The sequence below is a fragment of the Pseudobutyrivibrio sp. ACV-2 genome, assembly GCF_900107545.1.
Classification (GTDB): Bacteria; Bacillota; Clostridia; order Lachnospirales; family Lachnospiraceae; genus Pseudobutyrivibrio.
This window is the reverse complement of sequence record NZ_FNQZ01000001.1, coordinates 444,333-460,755: the sequence shown is the minus strand read 5'-3', so window position 1 is coordinate 460,755 and position 16,423 is coordinate 444,333. Positions and strand designations below refer to the sequence as shown.

General features: G+C 38.1%; 11 protein-coding genes and 1 tRNA gene. 10 read left to right on the top strand and 2 right to left on the bottom strand.

The window, feature by feature from the left end:
* Nucleotides 1-17: 17 nt before the first annotated feature.
* Nucleotides 18-90 (bottom strand) — tRNA-Thr (locus tag BLV53_RS02095).
* A 156-nt stretch (nt 91-246) separates the two neighbouring features.
* On the opposite strand from BLV53_RS02095, the gene BLV53_RS02090 reads away from it, so the two are divergent.
* The 10 genes from BLV53_RS02090 (at nt 247) to BLV53_RS02045 (ending at nt 14,942) form a co-directional block, all read left to right on the top strand.
* Nucleotides 247-594 carry a hypothetical protein gene (locus BLV53_RS02090; protein WP_090296414.1) on the top strand — a complete coding sequence of 116 codons (348 nt, stop codon included), beginning with the start codon at nt 247-249 and terminating at the stop codon, nt 592-594.
* Nucleotides 594-1,235: an epoxyqueuosine reductase QueH gene (locus BLV53_RS02085; RefSeq protein ID WP_090296412.1), complete on the top strand. Its 642-nt coding sequence runs from the start codon at nt 594-596 to the stop codon at nt 1,233-1,235. The genes BLV53_RS02090 and BLV53_RS02085 overlap by 1 nt, the downstream gene beginning before the upstream one ends.
* Before the next feature lie 22 nt (nt 1,236-1,257).
* On the top strand, nt 1,258-2,658 hold the full coding sequence (gene argH, locus BLV53_RS02080) for an argininosuccinate lyase (protein WP_090296409.1): 1,401 nt from the start codon (nt 1,258-1,260) through the stop codon (nt 2,656-2,658).
* A 147-nt stretch (nt 2,659-2,805) separates the two neighbouring features.
* The gene (asd, locus tag BLV53_RS02075) at nt 2,806-3,891 is read left to right on the top strand and encodes an aspartate-semialdehyde dehydrogenase (protein WP_090296407.1); all 1,086 of its coding nucleotides are present in this window, start codon (nt 2,806-2,808) and stop codon (nt 3,889-3,891) included.
* Nucleotides 3,892-4,313: 422 nt separating this feature from the next.
* Nucleotides 4,314-6,977 (top strand): response regulator, encoded by a 2,664-nt coding sequence (locus BLV53_RS02070; RefSeq protein ID WP_242879020.1) that lies wholly within the window; start codon nt 4,314-4,316, stop codon nt 6,975-6,977.
* Nucleotides 6,978-7,092: 115 nt separating this feature from the next.
* Complete coding sequence (locus BLV53_RS02065; protein ID WP_090296404.1) at nt 7,093-8,454, top strand: ATP-binding protein; 1,362 nt, start codon at nt 7,093-7,095, stop codon at nt 8,452-8,454.
* 98 nt (nt 8,455-8,552) lie between these two features.
* Complete coding sequence (locus BLV53_RS02060) at nt 8,553-12,356, top strand: DNA topoisomerase III (RefSeq protein ID WP_090296400.1); 3,804 nt, start codon at nt 8,553-8,555, stop codon at nt 12,354-12,356.
* Nucleotides 12,357-12,377: 21 nt separating this feature from the next.
* The gene (locus tag BLV53_RS02055; protein ID WP_090296397.1) at nt 12,378-13,046 is read left to right on the top strand and encodes an acyltransferase; all 669 of its coding nucleotides are present in this window, start codon (nt 12,378-12,380) and stop codon (nt 13,044-13,046) included.
* 171 nt (nt 13,047-13,217) lie between these two features.
* Nucleotides 13,218-13,910 (top strand): iron-sulfur cluster assembly scaffold protein, encoded by a 693-nt coding sequence (locus BLV53_RS02050; protein WP_015549537.1) that lies wholly within the window; start codon nt 13,218-13,220, stop codon nt 13,908-13,910.
* A gap of 21 nt (nt 13,911-13,931) precedes the next feature.
* The gene (locus BLV53_RS02045; RefSeq protein WP_090296394.1) at nt 13,932-14,942 is read left to right on the top strand and encodes a GGGtGRT protein; all 1,011 of its coding nucleotides are present in this window, start codon (nt 13,932-13,934) and stop codon (nt 14,940-14,942) included.
* 126 nt (nt 14,943-15,068) lie between these two features.
* Here the strand turns inward: BLV53_RS02045 and BLV53_RS02040 are convergent, their stop codons facing one another.
* The gene (locus BLV53_RS02040; RefSeq protein WP_090296392.1) at nt 15,069-16,292 is read right to left on the bottom strand and encodes an argininosuccinate synthase; all 1,224 of its coding nucleotides are present in this window, start codon (nt 16,290-16,292) and stop codon (nt 15,069-15,071) included.
* Nucleotides 16,293-16,423: the final 131 nt, after the last annotated feature.

Sequence of the window (16,423 nt, the reverse complement as noted above, 5' to 3'; positions counted from 1 at the left end):
TACTTATGTACAAGAAAAGCTCCGAATCAGACTCGAACTGACGACCCCCTCATTACGAGTGAGGTGCTCTACCAACTGAGCTATCGGAGCATATTAATAAAATGATTTACATCCTATATTTATGATATTAACCGCGATTTTCACTATAATATAATACGAGAAAAAAATCAATTAAATGTTGAGAAAAAAAGAAGGTTTTATTATAATGTCACTTGTACTTAATCATTAACGAAATGGGGGAGCATTATGTCTGATATAATCAAAAAATCTAACAACTCATTTAACATAAAATCATTCCTTTCTAAGGATAATTTACCATTGTTAAGTCTTATTTTTTTAGTGGTATATACAGTTGTTGCCATTGTACTTTCATGTGCTTTATTCAAGATAAATGTAGTAGTTGCGTGTGTTATGGTTATACTTGAGGCAGGTTTAGTAGCATGTCTTAATCGCATTCCTATCTGGGTACATGGACTTGTTTTCATTGCTCAGATTGTTTGTGGCATAATAGCTTCACAGGTTCCATTCATGTTACTTATGGCATTTGTTTACGCTTTTGCAGTTACATTTTTCTTTATTTGGGCAAATAGATAATGAACAAAATCAACTATCAAAAGGAATTGGATAAATTAATATCAGGATTTAATAAAGAAGGCGTAGTGCCTTCTTTATTATTACATAGCTGTTGTGGGCCATGTAGTAGTTACTGTATCGAATATTTGTCTCAGTATTTTAATGTTACGGTTTTTTACTACAATCCAAACATTTATCCAGATGACGAATATTATCACAGGGTAAAAGAGCAACAGAGATTCATAGAAGCCTTTCCTACCAAACATCCAGTGTCCTTCATAGAGGGAGACTACGATAAAGAAAGCTTTTATGAAATCGCTAAAGGATTTGAGCATGAGCCTGAAAAGGGTGCCCGTTGTCACAGATGCTATGACTTGCGTTTGAGACGTACGGCCCTTAAAGCAAAAGAAAAAGGGTTTGACTTTTTCACAACAACGCTTACAATATCCCCAATGAAAGATTCACAGGTGCTCAATGAAATTGGTGTTCGTATCAGCGAAGAAATTGGTGTAAAATGGTTACCTAGTGATTTTAAAAAGAAGGAGGGCTACAAGCGCTCCACAGAGCTTTCCAAGGAATATGATATGTACAGACAGGATTACTGTGGATGTGTATTTTCATTTAGAGAAAGACAGTTACAAAAGGAACAGGTGCAAGCCTAATACAAAACACGGAGGACAAAATATGGCACAGTTATGGGGAGGTAGATTCACAAAATCTACCGATCAAATGGTTTATGATTTTAATGCATCCATTAATTTCGACAAGACTCTTTTTGCGCAGGATGTTAGAGGAAGTCGCGCACACGTAAAGATGCTTGCAAGTGTAGGCGTTATTACAGAGGCTGAAAGAGACGAAATATTAAAGGGATTGGATGGCATTGAAGCAGATGTTAATTCTGGTGCCTTAGAGATAACCTCTGAATATGAGGATATTCACAGTTTTGTTGAAGCTAATCTTATCGATAGAATTGGTGATGCTGGAAAGAAGCTTCACACAGGCCGCAGCCGCAACGATCAGGTAGCGCTTGATATGCGTCTTTACACAAGAGACCAGATTGATGCTACAGCACACGCGCTTTCTCATCTGCTTGATACAATTCTTGGCATTATGGAAGAACACATCGATACAATCATGCCAGGATTTACACATCTTCAGAAGGCTCAGCCTATAACACTTGCTCATCATATGGGAGCTTATTTTGAGATGTTCAAAAGGGATGTAATGCGTTTATCTGATATAAAAGTCAGAATGAACTGGTGTCCTTTAGGTTCTGGAGCTTTAGCTGGCACTACATATCCACTTGATAGAGATATGACAGCTGAGCTTTTAGATTTCTTTGGCCCTACAGTAAACTCTATGGATGGCGTATCAGATAGAGATTATCTAATTGAGTTTTTATCAGCTCTTGCTACAATCCAGATGCATCTTTCTAGATTCTCAGAAGAGGTTATTATCTGGAACAGTAATGAATATCGTTTTGTTGAGATTGACGATGCTTACTCAACAGGCTCATCAATTATGCCACAGAAGAAAAATCCTGATATTGCAGAGCTTGTAAGAGGAAAGACAGGTCGTGTTTACGGCGCTTTAATGTCACTTCTTACCACTATGAAGGGTATTCCACTTGCATACAACAAGGATATGCAGGAGGATAAGGAGCAGGCCTTTGACGCCATGAAGACAGTACAGGATTGTATAGTACTTTTTGATGGCATGCTTGCCACTATGACCTTCAATGAAGACGTTATGGCTAACAGCGCTAAAAACGGATTTACTAATGCTACAGATGCAGCTGATTATCTGGTTAATCATGGTGTTCCATTTAGAGATGCTCACGGAATTATTGGCCAGGTTGTACTTTACTGTATCGAAAAGGGTATTGCTATTGACGATATGTCTTTAGAGGAGCTACAGAATATTTCTCCAGCTTTTGAGGAGGATATTTTCGATGCAATTTCCATGGAAACCTGTGTTAATAAGCGATTGACAGTAGGTGCTCCAGGACATGATGCCATGCTTGAAGAAATACAGGTGAGTAGAGAATTTTTGGAATATATACCAAACATTTTTAAATTTGAATAATTATTGAAATAAAAGCAAGGGATTTGTAATAAATATTCAAAAATCCCTTGCTTTTTTTATTTAGTTTGATTATAATACCAACTAAATTACACTCTATGACGGACAAATGTCCGTGACAGAAATACAGATTATAAGGAGAAGTTTGAAATGAGCGATAAGTTAAAAGTCGGTATTCTTGGTGGAACAGGTATGGTTGGACAGAGATTCATTTCTCTTTTAGAGAATCATCCATGGTTTGAGGTTACAACTATTGCAGCCAGCCCTCGTTCTGCAGGACAGAGATATGAGGATGCCGTAGGCGGAAGATGGAAGATGGATACTCCAATGCCAGAGGCAGTTAAGGATATCATCGTAAAGAACGTAAACGAGGTTGAGGAAGTAGCAAAGGAAGTTGACTTCGTATTTTCTGCTGTAGATATGTCAAAGGATGAAATCAAGGCCATCGAGGAAGCTTACGCCAAGACAGAGACTCCAGTAGTTTCAAACAACTCAGCACATAGATGGACTCCAGATGTTCCTATGGTAGTGCCTGAAATCAATCCACAGCACATGGAAGTAATTGAGTTCCAAAAGAAGAGACTTGGAACAACAAGAGGCTTCGTTGCAGTTAAGCCTAATTGCTCAATTCAGTCATATGCTCCAGTACTTACAGCATGGAAGGAATTTGAGCCATACGAGGTAGTTGTTACAACATATCAGGCTATTTCAGGTGCAGGTAAGACATTTAAGGATTGGCCAGAGATGGAGCACAACATCATCCCATTTATCTCAGGTGAGGAAGAGAAGTCTGAGAAGGAGCCACTTAGAATCTGGGGCGAAATCAAGGACGGCGTAATCGTTCCTGCTGATTATGTTAAAATCACAAGCCAGTGCATCCGTGTACCAGTTCTTAATGGTCATACAGCAGCTGTATTTGTTAAGTTCAAGAAACAGCCTACAAAGGAACAGCTTATTGATGCAATCAACAACTTCTCAGGTGTTCCACAGGAGCTTGAGCTTCCTTCAGCACCAAAGCAGTTCATTCGCTACATGGAAGAGGATAATAGACCACAGGTTGCTCTTGATGTAGATTATGAGAATGGTATGGGAATTAATGTTGGCCGTCTTCGTGAGGACAGCATCTATGATTGGAAGTTTGTAGGACTTTCACACAACACTGTTCGTGGCGCAGCAGGTGGAGCAGTGCTTTGCGCAGAGCTTCTTAAGGCTCAGGGCTACATCACAAAGAAATAACAATAAGTTCATAAAATATCAAATTTTAGCATCCCTTTTTATGGTAGCATAGAAAGGGATGCTATTTTATTGCACTCAAGGGATAATTACCCGGTGTTAGCCCCTGTTAATAGTTTTGAATTAGGGTGGCCATTATGGATAAAAATAAAAAGAATTTTGTGGTTAAACTTTTTACACCAGACAATAAAATGAGTTTAATTATTGCTTGGGTTATATATCTATTGTTAACACTGATTTTCTGCCATATAGTTTCAGCACACAGCGCTAATTATTACATAAGTGATAATGGACATGTAGTGGCAGGCTATTATTTACTTCCCATTCTATTTTTGGCCGGACTATATGGATATATTATAGCTTTTATTTCATTTTCAGCGGCTTTTGTGTGCTCTCTTCTTTTTAATATGGGAGATACATATACTATGGTAATTTACATGGGGATTATAGTCTGTTTTGCTATAATAGGCCGCTATGAATGGTATATTTCTTTTTGGAAGACGATTATTTTATGCTCCATAACATTTGTTACTGTAACAGGAATGAGTTATCTTTGCGTACATGCAGTTGCTACAATGAATTATGAAGCTCACAATATTTTTGCAAGTACATATCATTCATATAAGGAAATTCTTGCAATATATGGTGTAGGTCTTTTCTTACACTTCTTTTATAAATTTGCGCCTGACAATGTAAAAAAAGTGTTTCCTATAGGCATTGTTTATACTGAGGCTGTAAAAAACGATGAAAATATAAAAAAGAAACTTAGGATGACTAAGGTTAGTATAAAGCTTACAGGAACTATTTTTTCTATTGAGATTGTGTTAATCATATTTGTAGCTGTTTTCATGATGGTTTTGTTCCCTGATATGAAAAAGATTTTTACTCATAGAGACGATATACAAAACGAAGTCACAGGGGAGCTACTAAATTTAAAGAGGATAGATGAACTGGATTTTGTTGTGGATGGTGCAATGATATCATTTGACTTAAAAATGATATGTTTAATGTTCTGCGTAGGAGCACCACTTGCGGCATTTTCAAGCTTTTATACTAAATATTTTATTGCAGCACCACTTGGCGAAATGGCTGATTTTCTAGAGGAGTATGCCTATACTTCTGACGAAGACAAGATATTATATGGACATAAAATTGATGATATCGCTATTACCTCAAAGGACGAAATCGAGACTGTATATAATGCGTTACATGCCACAGTATACGAAATGGAGGCATATATTGGGCGTATGAAGGCAGAGCAAAAACTAAAGAGTGAACTTGAAATAGCAAAGCGCTCCAACGAGGCTAAATCTAGCTTTTTGTCTAACATGTCCCATGAAATCAGAACTCCTATTAATGCTGTTATTGGCATGAATGAAATGATACTAAGGGAAAGTAAGGAGCCTCAGATTTTGGTATATGCTAATAATGCAAAATCTGCAAGCAATTCTTTGCTTAGCCTCATAAATGATATCCTTGATTTTTCAAAGATAGAAGCAGGAAAAATGGAAATCATTTTGGCGCAGTACCAGATGGGTTCTACTATTAATGATTTGATTAATATGGTGGCAACAAGAGCCGAGGAGAAAGGTTTAAGGTTTGATATTAATGTGGATGAGCATATACCATGTCTTTTGATTGGTGATGAGCTTAGAATAAAACAATGTGTTACAAATTTACTGACAAACGCTGTTAAGTATACTGAAAAAGGGGCAATCTCACTTGATGTATCCTTTGAACCTATAAATGATAGGTCTATCTTTCTTAAATTTTCAGTTTCAGATACTGGTATAGGTATAAAAGAGGAGGATTTATCAAAATTATATTCACCTTTTGAAAGAATTGAGGAAATACGTAATCGTACTATTGAAGGCACTGGCCTTGGTATGAGTATCGTAAGAAAGCTTTTAGCTTTAATGGATACTAAAATGGAAGTTAAAAGCGAATATGGTAAAGGGTCAACATTTTCTTTTGCAATTAAGCAACAAGTAGTTTCCTGGGAAGAGATTGGAAACTTTATTGAAAAGTATAAGGACTTTATCAACAGTGCAAATGATTATCATAGGAGATTTAGTGCGCCTGATGCCAGGATTCTTGTAGTGGATGATACGGAAATGAATCTAACAGTTGTAAAGAGTCTTCTAAAGCAGACTAATGTACAGATAGATACAGCTGGAAGTGGGCTAGAAACCTTGGAAAAGGTAAAAAATAATAGCTATGATGTTATTTTTCTGGATCATAGAATGCCTAATATGGACGGAATTGAGACATTTGAAGCTATGAAGGTGTTGGAGGGAAACAGAAATCAGAATATCCCTGTAATAGCTCTCACAGCAAATGCCGTTTCGGGTGCAAAGGAAGAGTATGTAGCACATGGTTTTTCAGACTATCTTTCTAAGCCTATTGATGGAAGTGAACTGGAAAAAATGCTGGAATATTACCTTCCTAAAGAAAAAATAATATCTGTCTCAGTAGAAAAGGATTCTGAAGAATACGTGCCTGATTTTAATATGGAAATTCCTACAGATAGTTTTTTGAATGAGCTTAAGGATGTAGATTTGAAAGAGGCTGTGAAAAACTGCGGCGGAGTCGATGTTCTTGAAAAAGTAGTTGTGGACTTTTATTCATCTATAGATGGAAAAGTAGAAGCTATAGAGGGCTTCCTTAAGGAGCAGGATATAAGGAATTATACTGTGCTGGTTCACGCTCTAAAAAGCTCCGCAAGATTGGTTGGAGCTATGGAATTATCTGATATGGCAGCTGAATTAGAACAGCTTGGTAATGAAGAAAAACTGGAATTCATACGGGAAAAGAATCCTGGGCTTATTGCCAGATATTTGTCTTATAAAGACAGTTTATCGGCCTGTGTAAAAGAGAATGAGGTATTACCTGAAATCTCGGTAGATGTGCTTAAAGACGCGTACAGAGATATAAAAGAACTGGTAGAAGCCTATGATTTTGATACAGCAGAATCAATTATGAATATGCTTAAAGAATATAGTATACCTGCGGAGGTTAAGGAAAACCATGAAAAGCTGGAGAAATTAATGCGTGAAGTCGATAGGGATGGGGTTCTTAATTTACTATAAATACCCAAATAATTAAATTTGAATAAAATTCTTTTTTACTGTAGCCTGCTAAAGTAAAATGTGTTATGATAGTAGCCGTACAATATGAGGTTGATTTTAGCTAGGGAGAATTGTTATGGTTACTAGAACTAATGAGCTTAAAAAGTTAGAGGCTATTTATCAAAATAATAGCAGCAATATTGTGCTTTTGTATGGAAGAATTGGCTGCGGTAAGGAAAGTCTTCTGGATTCGTTTACTACAGGCAAATCATATTTCTATTATAGAAGCCGCCAGTGTTCAGATGAAAAGCAACTATCATATTTTGATAAACAGATGCGTCAGACATACAATTACCTGAAGATTAGTCAGTCCTTTGAGGAAAGTTTTAAGAATTTTCGTTCGAAGGATGGGTCGAAGCATGTGGTTATTATTGACGAAGCTCAGTTTTCTATTAAAAAAACAAATCAGCTCTTTGACAGTCTTATAGATTTGAAAAATGGAAAACTTTTTCCTGGCAATGTTATGATAATTATTGTCAGCTCGTCAATTGTTTGGGCTGAGAATACATTTTGTGAAATTGTAGGTACACATAAAAACGCAGTTGATGATTCAATAAAGCTTGAGAACCTATCTTTTTTGGATGTAGTTAGAGCGTTTCCAGAATATTCAGTGGCACAGTCTGTTAGTACTTATGGCATCATTGGTGGTGTTTCAGAATATATAGACAGATGGAATGGAAAAAGGACTATCAAGCAAAATGTCTGCGAACATATTTTAAGCCCCACAGGTTTCCTATATAAGGAAGCGGAAGGATATATCTCTACAGAACTTAGAGAACTTTCATGCTATAACACAATTTTAGGCTCCATTGCAAGTGGTAATGAAAAGCTTAATGATTTATTTGAAGATACAGGCTATTCCAGAGCAAAAATTTCTGTTTATATGAAAAATCTTGCAGCCTTTGATGTTATTGATAAGGTAGTATCCTTTGAGACAGGTGGATGGGATAATACAAAAAAAGGTGTGTATAGAATTGTGGATCCATATATAAATTTTTGGTTCACATTCGTATATCCACATCTTTCGGAATTGATCTCAAGAGAGCCAGAGTCATTTTATAATGAGTTTATTGCTCCATATTTAGATGAATATTTACAGGCATATTTCGTAGATGTTTGCCGTGAATATTTACATCTATTAAACGTAGTGGAAAAGCTTCCAATCAAATTAATCAAAATAGGTACCTGGATTGGAAAAGAGGGTACAATTGATGTGATTGGACAAAGCTCAAATAGAGAAAATGTTGTTGGAATATGTAATTGGGCAGATAAGCAGATGAATTATTTGAGATACGATGAATTACTTGAATCAATGAAAAAGGCTCGTATCTCTGCGAATACAGTTTATTTGTTCTCAGCAACAAAATTTGACAGTAAATTGGTTGATTTATCGAAAGAAAATAAATCGGTAGTCTTAGTGGACATGACCGAATTATAAAGTTATAATACTAGGAGCCCCTTGCAGTTAGCGAGGGGCTCTCAATATTATATGAGAATATTAATTCTAAAATTAATAAATATAAAGGGAGCTATAATTTGGGAAAGAAACTCATTATTACTGAGAAACCATCTGTTGCCAGAGATTTCGCAAGAGTGCTAAAGGTCAGCGGCAATCAAAATGGTTATATTGAAAATAATGAATATGTCGTGAGCTGGTGTTATGGTCATCTGGTACAGATGGTTTATCCAGAGGAATATGACATCAAATACAAGAAGTGGAATCTTGAGGATTTGCCATTTCTTCCTAAGGAATATAAATATGGTGTTGTTCAATCCTCAGCAGACCAATACAAGGTCGTAAATGGACTTCTTCACAGGGAGGATATCGATACTGTATATTGGGCAGGTGACTCGGGAAAAGAAGGACAGACCATAGAAGAAAATATCAGAATGTATGGCGGTGTTCGTCCGGGTATGACAGAACTACGTGTATGGATAGATTCTCAGACTGACGATGAAATAATGCGTGGTATTAGAGAAGCAAAGCCAATGAGTGAGTACGCGAAGCTTGGAGCATCTGGAATTATGCGTACCATCGAAGATTACAGCCTGGGTATTAATTTCTCCAGAGCCTTGTCAGTTAAATATGGAAGACTTATAAATGATGCTGCAGCAACCTCCGGATATTCGGCTATCGCCATTGGTCGTGTTATGACCTGTGTCCTTGGAATGGTTGTTGAGAGAGAAAGGGAAATCAGAAACTTTAATGAAGATCCTTTCTTTAAAGTAATTGGTAAGTTCTCAGAAGTTAATTTTCCTGCCGAGTGGAAAGCGGTTGCCACATCTAAATACTATGAGTCGCCACTTTTATATGGTGATAAGGGAAATGGTTTTAAAGAAAAGACTAGTGCAGAAAAATTAATTGAAGAATTAACTAATATACCGACCAGGATTTCAGATAAGGAAGCAGGAATTTCAAAGAAAAAGGCTCCTTTACTATTTAACCTGGCTGAGTTGCAGTCAGAATGCTCTAAACGATTTAAGATTTCTCCAGCTCAGACACTGGATATCATTCAGGAGTTGTACGAAAAAAAATATACTACCTATCCACGTACTGATGCCAGAGTTCTTACTACGGCTGTAGCAAAGGAAATATCTAAAAATCTTAACAGATTACAGAGCTATGAACCTACTTCAAAGTTCGTTCATGAAATACTGGCAGATAGAAAATATATTGGCTTGGAAAAAAGTTCGTATACAGACGATAGCAAGGTTACAGATCACTATGCAATCATCCCAACAGGGCAGTGTAATGGAATTGACAGGCTGTCTCCTTTAAGTCAAAGGGTGTATGAGCTGATTGTCAGACGTTTCCTTTCTATTTTTTATCCACCTGCAGAATACAAAAATGTAAAGGTGACAGTTCAGGTTGGCGCTGAAAAGTTTTTTGCAGGAGCAAAGCTTTTAGTTAAACCTGGATATTTAGAAATAGCAGGTATTCCAAAGGCTAAAGATTCATCTGAGACAGAGGGCGAGGATGGAGAAGAAAATGAGGACAGCTTTTCAAAAGAGGATTTTGTAAAGTTTGTTGAACAGGCAAATATTGGTGATGAGATTCTTATAAATGGATACGATTTAAAAGAAGGTAAAACCTCACCGCCAAAGAGATACACTTCTGGTTCACTTATCCTTGCAATGGAAAATGCTGGAAAACTCATTGAAGATGAAGCACTTCGCGAGCAAATAAAGACCACAGGTATTGGTACATCTGCCACACGAGGCGAGATTTTGGAAAAGCTTGTTAGAATCGGTTATCTGAATCAAAATAACAAGACTCAGGTTATTTCTCCTGAAAAGCTTGGTGAAATGATATATGAGGTAGTTCTTTTGACTACTCCTTCATTATTAAAACCAGAGCAGACGGCTAACTGGGAAAAGGGGCTTGAGGGTATTATCAATGGTTCTGTAGAGTTTACTGACTATCGAAAAGAGCTTGAAGATTATATACGTCGTGAGACGAAAAACATGATTGATAAAGATTTGACTCAAACAATCGCACTCAATATCAATCAGTTTACAGGAAAAGAATCAAAAGGTGTTGCTACAAGAAAGCCTCTTGGAATTAAATGTCCAAAATGCGGTGGTGAACTAACGACCACGTCCTTTGGTTATGGCTGTACTAACTACTTCAATGATGAAGTTAATTGTAAATTTAATTTAGGGCAAGTGGCTGGAGTGGACATTCCTGAAGCTCAGTTTATCAAGCTTGTCACAGAAGGAAAAACAGACCTAATCGAAGGCTTTAAAAGTAAATCGGGCAAGCCTTTTAAATCGGTTCTTAAATTGGAAAAAAACGAAGATGGCGATTTTATCACCTCCTTTGATTTTTCTGAGACACCTACAGAATTTATTGACGGACTCAATTGCCCAGCCTGCGGGGGAAGAATATTCGCCACCACCTATGGTTTTGCCTGTGAGCATCGCTTTCAAGAAGAAAATCAATGTTATTTTTCGATAGGTGAAGTCGCTGGTAGAAAGCTTTCGTTAGAAGAATTTTCGGCACTTATAAAAGAAGGCACCACACCTGTATTAAGTGGTTTTAAATCAAAGACTAATCAGAAATTTGAAGCAAAGCTGAAGCTAAAAACAAACGATGATGGCAGAAAAGTTATTGCATTTGATTTTGACGGAATAGAGGCTACCAAACTTGAGGGCTGTAAATGCCCTGATTGTGGTGGTGATATAGCTGTTAAGATGTCAGGATATGGCTGCATGAATTATAGCTCTACAAATGAAAATTCCTGCAAGTTTTATATTGGTAAGACAATAGCCGGGAAAAATATTTCTCCACAGGTAGCTACACAGCTGCTAACTACAGGAAAGACAGAAACATTAAGAGGCTTCAAAGGAAAATCTGGTAAAAAGTTTGATGCAGTTTTAATTTTTAAAAAGAATGCGGAAACTAACAGGACTGAGGTGGTATTTGATTTCGAGAATGCCGAAGCTAATTATTTGCCAGAGGTAGTTTGTCCTGAATGCAGCTCGAAAATAGTAAAGACCAATTTTGGATTTGCCTGTGAGAAATATTTTGATAAAGAAAACAAATGTGATTTTGTAATAGGCGAGATAGCTTCAAAGAAGCTTACTGATGCTGATGTAAAGGAACTTCTTACAAATGGGGCTACCAAAACAGTCAGAGGCTTCAAGGGGAAATCAGGTAAAAAGTTTGATGCCTGCCTTATACTTAAAAAGAATGAGGAGACCGGAAAGCAGGAGATTACTTTTGACTTTGACAATGTGGAAGCTAAAGAAATCAAAGATGTAGTTTGTCCTATGTGTGGTGGCAAAATCGTGGTTACACCATTTGGCTATGGATGTAGCAACTACAATAAGGATGATCCTGATAATTCCTGCAGGTTTAATGTAGGCCAGATTGCCGGTGTGAAGCTTAAAGAAGCTCAGGTAAAGGCACTTCTTGCAAATGGGATTACTGAATCAATTTCCGGATTTAAATCAAAAAAAGGAACCAAGTTCGATGCCAAGCTTGCACTTGGTAAGGATGAAGAGGGAAAAGTTACTGGCATCAAATTTGTTTTTGAAGACAATGAAAAGGAATTGAAAGGAATTAAATGTCCAAAATGTGGTGGGGTAATTCTTAAAAATCATTTCGGTTATAGATGCAAAAACAATGTAAGGGATAACCAGGATAGCTGTCCATTCTATTTGGGTAAAGTGGCTGGCGTTGACATACCGGAGGATCAGTTTATAAAGCTTATTAATGAGAAACAGACAGATGTCATCTCTGGATTTTTAAGCAAAAAAGGTTTATTCTTTGATGCTAGAATAAAGCTGAATGAACAGTGCAGAACAGAATTTGTATTTGAAAATTACAATGCATAGGTAAAGGAGTACATAATTATAATGGAACAGGCAAAAATTAAATCAATGTATAATTTAGATGAAACAATTGCTAAGGACTTATTTGAAGGCAAGGAATATCCTTGGGAAGTATTACCAGAGATTTCGGACTTCATTAGAAAACTTGGTCCAACACTTGATCCTGAAAAGTTCGAACAAAGAGGAGAGGATGTATGGGTTGCTAAATCAGCAAAGGTTTTTGATAGCGCATATTTAAATGGTCCGCTTATTATTGATGAGGATGCAGAGGTTCGTCAGTGTGCATTCGTTAGAGGCTCGGCTATTGTTGGCAAAAACTGCGTGGTTGGAAATTCAACTGAGCTTAAAAATGTTGTCCTCTTTAATAATGTTCAGGTTCCACATTACAACTATGTTGGTGATTCAGTGCTGGGCTATAAATCTCATATGGGCGCAGGCTCGATCACATCAAATGTAAAGAGTGATAAGACTCTTGTTGTTGTTAAATCACGTGATGGAGAAAAAATTGAAACAGGACTTAAGAAGTTCGGCGCTATGTTGGGGGACAATGTGGAGGTAGGCTGTAATTCAGTTCTTAATCCTGGTACAGTAGTTTGCCCTCGTTCAAATATTTATCCACTTTCTCCAGTTAGAGGTGTGGTTGAGGCTGACAGCATCTTTAAAAGTCAGGATAATATTGTAAAGAAACAGTAGGATAATATTGTCAAAAATTTAACTAAAAAACACTTTACTAAATTAGTGGAAAGTGAGAAAATATTATCGATAGCGTGCTTGAGTTTACAAGCGCGATTCCAATTATGTCATTAATGTAAGTAGCAATTACATTTTAATGGTCATTAATCGAACGAAGAAAGGAGTTCTACAATGATTTACACAAAAGAAGTAGAAAACATGTGTCCTGTAGCAAAGGGCGCAAAGCATGAACCAGCTCCTATCCCTGAGGAGGGAAAATGGGTACACGCTAAGCAGATTTCTGATATTAGCGGTTTCACACACGGTGTTGGCTGGTGTGCTCCACAGCAGGGTGCCTGCAAATTATCTTTAAATGTTAAGAATGGTGTTATTGAGGAAGCTCTTGTTGAGACAATTGGTTGCTCAGGTATGACACATTCAGCAGCTATGGCTGCAGAGATTCTTCAGGGAAAGACAATCCTTGAGGCTCTTAATACAGACCTTGTTTGTGACGCTATCAACACAGCTATGAGAGAGCTTTTCCTTCAGATCGTTTACGGACGTACACAGTCTGCATTCTCTGATGACGGACTTGCAGTTGGTGCTGGTCTTGAGGATCTTGGAAAGGGTCTTCGTTCACAGGTTGGTACAATGTACGCAACAAAGGAAAAGGGTGTTCGTTACCTTGAAATGGCTGAAGGCTATGTAACAGGTATCGCTCTTGACGCTGATAACGAAGTTATCGGTTACCAGTTTGTTTCTCTTGGAAAGATGACAGACTTCATCAAGAAGGGTGATGATCCTAATACAGCATGGGAGAAGGCAAAGGGCCAGTACGGTCGTGTTGACGATGCTGTTAAGATTATCGATCCACGTCAGGAATAATTATAGAAAGGAGAAACAATAATGTCTTTATTTGAATCATATGAGAGAAGAATTGATCAGATCAATGCTGTTCTTAATCAGTATGGTATCAGCTCTATCGAAGAAGCTGAGAAGATTACAAAGGACGCTGGTCTTGATGTATACGAGCAGGTAAAGAAGATTCAGCCTATCTGCTTCGAGAACGCTTGCTGGGCTTACACTGTAGGCGCTGCAATCGCTATCAAGAAAAACTGCCGCAAGGCTGCTGATGCAGCTGCAGCAATCGGAGAGGGCCTTCAGGCTTTCTGTATCCCAGGTTCAGTTGCTGATCACCGTAAGGTAGGTCTTGGCCATGGTAACCTTGGTAAGATGCTCCTTGAGGAGGAGACAGAGTGCTTCTGCTTCCTCGCAGGTCACGAGTCATTCGCTGCTGCTGAGGGTGCTATCGGTATCGCTGAGAAGGCTAACAAGGTTCGCCAGAAGCCACTTCGTGTTATCCTTAACGGTCTTGGAAAGGACGCTGCACAGATTATCTCACGTATCAACGGTTTCACATTCGTTGAGACAAAGTACGATTACAAGGAAGCTAAGCTTAACATCGTATCTGAGAAGGCTTACTCAAATGGTCTTCGTGCAACAGTTAAGTGCTACGGCGCTGATGACGTTCAGGAAGGTGTTGCTATCATGCACCATGAGAACGTTGGTGTTTCTATCACAGGTAACTCTACAAACCCAACTCGTTTCCAGCATCCAGTAGCTGGTACATACAAGAAGGAATGCATCGACCTTGGTAAGAAGTACTTCTCAGTTGCTTCTGGTGGTGGTACAGGACGTACACTTCACCCAGATAACATGGCAGCAGGTCCTGCTTCATACGGTATGACAGATACTCTTGGACGTATGCACTCAGATGCTCAGTTCGCTGGTTCATCTTCAGTTCCTGCACACGTTGAGATGATGGGTCTTATCGGTATGGGTAACAACCCAATGGTAGGTGCTACTGTTGCAGTTGCAGTTTCAGTTGAGGAAGCTGCTACAGCTGGTAAGTTCTAATCATTGTATTAGGAATATAGTTAAAAAATGAGCTCTTGGCTTTCGCCAAGGGCTCATTTTAGATTGTTTATTGTAAACAAATAGGGTTCATGAAATTTCTCATGAACCCTTGATTGTTAAGATGTTTTATTTCTTATTCTGATTCTCCTGAAGTTTCATTGCACGAACCTTTAGTGGAAGTCCCCAAAGTGTGATGAATCCTTCTGCATCATGGTGGTCATACAAATCGCCAGTTGTGAATGATGCAAGTGACTCAGAGTAGAGTGAGTATGGAGAAGTTGTTCCGGCTTTAATGATGTTTCCTTTGTAGAGCTTGAACTTAACTTCACCTGTAACATATTCCTGTGTAGACTTTACGAATGCCTGGATAGCATCGCAGAGTGGTGTAAACCATTTTCCTTCGTAGCAAACCTGTGCAAGCTTGTTACCCATTTCTTTTTTCATTTCCATTGTCGCGCGGTCGAGGCAAAGTTCCTCAAGCTGTGCGTGTGCTTCCATAAGGATGGTTCCACCTGGAGTTTCATAAACGCCACGTGATTTCATACCAACTACACGGTTCTCGACGATATCTATAATACCGATTCCGTTTCTGCCACCAATCTCATTTAATTCTTTGATGATTTCAGAAACCTTCATGTTCTTGCCATTTACAGATGTAGGAACACCCTTTTCAAATGTCATGGTTACATATTCAGGCTTCTCTGGAGCTTTTTCAGGTGGAGTAGTAAGCATTAAAAGGTGCTCATAGTTTGGCTCCTGTGATGGATCTTCAAGCTCAAGACCTTCATGGCTGATGTGCCAAAGGTTTCTGTCACGGCTGTAAGACTGATCTGTAGAGAATGGAAGGTCAATGCCGTGAGCCTTACAATAATCGATTTCATCCTGACGAGACTGAAGCTTCCATTTATCATTTCTCCATGGAGCGATAACCTTGATATCTGGGGCTAAAGCCTTGATACCAAGCTCGAAACGAATCTGATCGTTACCCTTTCCTGTAGCACCGTGGCAGATGGCAACAGCGCCTTCTTTTCTAGCAATTTCTACAAGCTTCTTTGCGATACCTGGACGAGCCATAGCAGTACCAAGAAGGTATTTGTTTTCGTAAATAGCCCCTGCCTGTACGCATGGAACAATATAGTTATCACAAAAATCATCAACGATATCTTCTATATAAAGCTTTGCTGCACCAGAAGCTTTTGCTCTTTCTGAAAGCCCATCTAATTCTTCGCCCTGTCCGCAGTCGATACAGCAGCAGATAACTTCATATCCATAATTTTCCTTTAACCAAGGAATGATTGCAGTGGTGTCGAGACCACCTGAGTATGCAAGAACAACTTTTTCTTGTGCCATAGTAATATCTCCTTTTTATTGAAAATTTAAAATTTGCTTTTTTGATTTGAAAATACTTTACTACATTAAATCACAAAATACAAGTGTAAAAATATGCATAAAATAGGAATAAATATGAATATTGTGAAAAT